This window comes from Endozoicomonas sp. ONNA1, assembly GCF_024606325.1.
Taxonomy (GTDB): domain Bacteria; phylum Pseudomonadota; class Gammaproteobacteria; order Pseudomonadales; family Endozoicomonadaceae; genus Endozoicomonas_A.
Genome location: NZ_JAHHPN010000085.1, coordinates 1 through 4532, shown reverse-complemented (window position 1 = coordinate 4532; position 4532 = coordinate 1). Strand labels below are relative to the sequence as shown.

The following is a 4532-nucleotide window of genomic DNA, read 5'->3' as shown; positions in this document are numbered from 1 at the left end:
CCCTGCATTTTTCTGCAAAGTCGAGCAACCGTCGAACGCATTTCGCCCCGATCAACAATCATATCGATTGCCCCATGCTCCAGCAGAAACTCACTGCGCTGGAAGCCTTCAGGCAACTTTTCACGAACCGTCTGCTCGATAACGCGCGGACCCGCAAACCCGATTAATGCACCGGGCTCGGCAATATTCACATCACCCAACATTGCCAAAGAGGCAGATACACCTCCATAAACGGGATCTGTGAGCACAGAGAAATAAGGTACTCCCTGTTGTTTCATTCGCTCTAATGCCGCACTGGTTTTTGCCATCTGCATCAGGGAAAACAAAGCCTCCTGCATGCGGGCACCACCACTGGCTGAAAAACAAACAAAAGGAACCTTGAGTTCCAGACTCAGCTCTGCGGCACGGGCAAACTTCTCGCCAACAACAGAACCCATTGATCCACCCATAAAGCTGAATTCAAAAGCCACAGCAACCACAGGCAGACCATCCAGCTGGCCTTTCATAGCGACCAGAGCATCTTTTTCACCCGTCTGCTTTTGAGCAGATGCCAGACGGTCCTTGTATTTCTTTGAATCCCGGAACTTGAGCTTATCGACAGGCTCTATCTCAGAGAACAATTCTTCAGTAGTGCTTTTGTCCAGAAAGTACTCCAGACGCTTTCGGGCACCGATACGCATGTGGTGACTGCATTTTGGACAAACGTACAGATTTCTCTCAAGCTCTGGGCGATACAGAACCGACTCACACTTAACACACTTGCGCCATAATCCTTCTGGCACATTACTGCTCTTCTGCTGACTTGTAGAACGTGACAGCGAAGGTATCAATTTATCGACTAGCCAGTTACTCATTCACGCTACCTGTCTATTGGCAAGATTGAAAATAGAGAGCGCCTGAATGTTCAGGGCACTCCCTATTGTCTATCGCCTTAATTCATCGGGTTAACCTTTATCCATTGCCTGACGCATTGCTTGTAGATGACCAGAGACCCGGTCGATAGCACCTTCGCCCTGGCGTTGGTAATTGGCCAGCTCGGATACCAACAGGGACCCTACTACCACACCATCTGCAACCGAAGAAATGGCTGCTGCAGACTCACCATCACGAATACCAAAACCGACACCAACAGGCAGGTCGGTAAACCCTTTGATGTGAGCCACTCTGGACTGAACACTGCCGAGATCCAGCTTGTTTGAGCCTGTCACTCCCTTCACTGAAACGTAATATACGAACCCTGAAGCAACAGAGCAGATCTTTTGAATGCGCTCATCGGTGGTAGTGGGCGTAATCAGGTTGATCATATCAATCTGCCTGGGCTTTAAATGCTCAACCAGACCGCCAGCAAACTCCGCGGGCAAATCAACAATCAGTACACCATCGACACCGGCTTCAGCGGCCCGCGCAGCAAACACCCCATAACCCATAACTTCTACCGGGTTAAGGTAGCCCATCAGGACAATCGGGGTCGTATTATCGTTTTCCCTGAAGCGAGTTACCATTGAAAAAACGTCATTCAATGTAACACCTTGTGATAATGCGCGCTCATGAGCCTCTGCAATCACCGGTCCGTCAGCCATGGGATCCGAAAATGGGAAACCCAGTTCGATCAGGTTAGCACCACTGGCTACCATCTTGTGCATGATGTCTACGGTCTTATCCGCCGGATCACCCGCCGTCACATAGGGCATCAAAGCCTTACGACCTTCCGAAGACAATCGCTCAAAGCATGGTTTAATTCTCATTATGATTTCTCCCTCAATGCTTAGAACGAAAGTCCATCAATTTCAGCCACAGTATGAATATCCTTGTCGCCCCGACCAGACAGGTTGACAAGAATAATCTGATCTTTCTCCATGGTTGGAGCCAGCTGCTCAGCAAAAGCGAGGGCGTGAGAACTCTCAAGAGCCGGCATAATACCTTCCATACGTGTCAGGCTTCTGAATGCAGCCAAAGCCTCATCATCTGTTACGCAGGGATATTCAGCACGACCCACAGATCTGAGATGACTGTGCTCGGGGCCTACTCCCGGGTAATCCAAACCAGCCGATACTGAATAGCTTTCAGTTATCTGACCATCGTCGTCACACATCAGGAAACTGCGCTGCCCCTGGAAAACGCCCTGCCTCTCTCCAGACATTCTTGCAGCATGCTCTCCAGACTCAACACCGTGACCACCGGCTTCAACACCGTAGATTTTGACGTTTTCATCCTGCAAAAATTCGTAGAATAATCCCATAGCGTTGGAGCCACCACCTACACAGGCCACCAGAGCATCGGGCAGACGCCGGGTCATTTCCAGACATTGCCTGCGAGCTTCACGACCAATAACACTCTGAAAATTACGCACCATTTCCGGATACGGATGAGGACCACAAACCGTTCCCAGAATATAAAAGGTTTCTTCCGGACGGGTTACCCAGTCACGGAGTGCTTCGTTGATAGCATCTTTCAGTGTTTGAGAGCCACTCTCTACCGGCACAACTGTGGCCCCAAGCAGCTTCATTCGGTAAACATTCAACGCCTGACGTTTAACGTCTTTGGCACCCATGTAAACGATACATTCCAGACCCAGCCTCGCGGCAACCGTGGCGGTAGCTACACCATGCTGACCTGCACCGGTTTCGGCAATGATCCTCTTTTTACCCATGTGTTTGGCCAGCAGCGCCTGACCAATTGCATGATTGATCTTGTGGGCACCGGTATGATTCAGATCTTCACGCTTCAGGTAGATTTGTGCACCACCCAGACTTTCAGACCAGCGCTCAGCATGATAGAGCGGTGAGGGCCTGCCTACGTAATGAGCCAGATCACGGTCAAAATCAGCCTGAAAATCGGGGTCATTCCAAAGCTTCTTGTAGGTCAATTCCAGCTCTTCAAGAACACACATGAGTGTTTCTGCGACATAGCGTCCACCAAAACGACCAAAATGACCGGATTCATCCGGCAGCTCGTGCAACTTTTTATAATCCAGAGTCTTATAATCTACAGTCATTGTTTTACCGCCTCGACAAAGGCTTTCATCTTTTCGGGGTCTTTGCCCCTGTCATTCTCTACACCACTGCTGACATCGACAGCAAAGGGCGCAACCTGTTCTATGGCTTGCGAAACGTTCTCAGGATTCAGACCACCCGCCAGAATAACGGGCTTATCCAGACTGTCCGGTATCAACTGCCAGTCAAAAGCCTCACCGGTTCCGCCGGGTATACCTTTACGATAAGAATCCAGAAGCAGACCACAGGCACCGGGATAAGCGGCAGCACTTTCCTTAACAGACGTCCCGGGACGTACTCTGAGTGCCTTGATATATCTTCTTCGCCATCGCTCACACTCCTGATCGGTCTCATTGCCATGAAACTGCAACAGATCCAGCGGGACGTGATCCAGAACCTCCCGGATAACGGATTCCTCAGCGTCAACAAACAAACCCACCAGGGTGATAAAAGGTGGGATTGCCGTGGCAATTTCTCGAGCCTTACGGACGGTCACAAACCGCTTGCTGGGCGCATAAAACACCAGACCCAGTGCATCAGCACCCGCATTAACCGCTTCCAGCGCTTCTTCTACAGAGGTGACTCCACAGACCTTGATCCGAGTCTTCAACGATACCTCTCCTAATGCCTATAGCTGATAAAGAACGCCAATAGCATTCGATGACAGCGAACTCTCCCGATCATCAGACAAACCGGTTCAATAAGGTTTCTATGATGAGTAAGCGATGGGAGTCATTGAACAGGATGCTTCCATACAGCTTCCCCCTGCAGGAGCAGGAAATGAAACAGGATCTGAAAGCAGAAGGTGGATGTTAGCAGAAACAGCCGACTCTTGTCTCATACTGAAAAGACAAGAGCCAAATCAAGAGTAAGACTCACCTCAGTTCAAACGCCTGGAAGGGTATTGCCCCCTGATGGCCAGATTGTAATAACGACCGACAGAGTCAGCAGACAGCAAATCCTGATAGACACTCTCAGGCACATCGTAATATCGATAGAGACTGTCACTACCCACAAACTCGATTTCCAGTATCCGGGCTGTTGGATCATAGCCTGCAGATGCCAGCGCCGATGAGTCTACCGGCTGCCGATCAAAGGGTAAGGTTTCCAGACTGTAGGCAACGCTTCTGATCTGGTCCTTCAACAATTGGCCACTGGAATCACCCAAAACATAACTCATCCCAAAGCTATGATTTTTCCAGTCGTCGCTCACAGTACTGTTTGTTACATTGGCAGGTAAAGGTCCAAAGGCAGCGCTTCTCAATAAATTAATCACCAGATCATCAGAAAGCGTCAGGTATCGGGTCACACTCTGCTGATCAACCGGATGACTCAAGGGATAACCTACCTGACTGGCCGGAGTCGCCACTGACACCATGCCCATTAACTTCAACTCATTCCAGGCAATACCGGCAGTCGAAGTCTGATAAACTGAACGCCAGGCCTCATTACCATAAAAGTTCCCCTGAGAATGAGCCACTAGCAGCCTGTCGGACTTAAGACTGTCCTACTGCGGTTGCAATAAATTGGTCTAAAAAT

At 49.8% G+C, this 4532-nt stretch carries 5 protein-coding genes; all 5 read right to left on the bottom strand.

The features are described from left to right. Nucleotides 1-854 (bottom strand): acetyl-CoA carboxylase, carboxyltransferase subunit beta (gene accD / locus KDK19_RS01855; protein ID WP_257291234.1); only part of this gene is annotated, 854 nt, incomplete at its 3' end. Nucleotides 855-944: 90 nt separating this feature from the next. Beyond that, nucleotides 945-1745, bottom strand: a complete 801-nt coding sequence (gene trpA / locus KDK19_RS01850; RefSeq protein WP_306670830.1) for a tryptophan synthase subunit alpha — start codon at nucleotides 1743-1745, stop codon at nucleotides 945-947. A 20-nt stretch (nucleotides 1746-1765) separates the two neighbouring features. Further along, nucleotides 1766-2995, bottom strand: coding sequence for a tryptophan synthase subunit beta (trpB, locus tag KDK19_RS01845; protein WP_257291233.1), 1230 nt, complete (start codon nucleotides 2993-2995; stop codon nucleotides 1766-1768). Beyond that, nucleotides 2992-3603 carry a phosphoribosylanthranilate isomerase gene (locus KDK19_RS01840; RefSeq protein WP_257252526.1) on the bottom strand — a complete coding sequence of 204 codons (612 nt, stop codon included), beginning with the start codon at nucleotides 3601-3603 and terminating at the stop codon, nucleotides 2992-2994. Before KDK19_RS01840 ends, trpB begins: the two co-directional genes overlap by 4 nt. 270 nt (nucleotides 3604-3873) lie before the next feature. Beyond that, a complete protein-coding gene (locus KDK19_RS24240; RefSeq protein ID WP_257291232.1) occupies nucleotides 3874-4473 on the bottom strand; it encodes a KTSC domain-containing protein in 600 nt (199 codons plus the stop codon). Nucleotides 4474-4532: the final 59 nt, after the last annotated feature.

What these genes read in the sequence shown, in the direction of transcription:
- trpB (WP_257291233.1), bottom strand. Translation starts at nt 2,995, where the DNA reads ATGACTGTAGATTATAAGACTCTGGATTATAAAAAGTTGCACGAGCTG.
- trpA (WP_306670830.1), bottom strand. Translation starts at nt 1,745, where the DNA reads ATGAGAATTAAACCATGCTTTGAGCGATTGTCTTCGGAAGGTCGTAAG.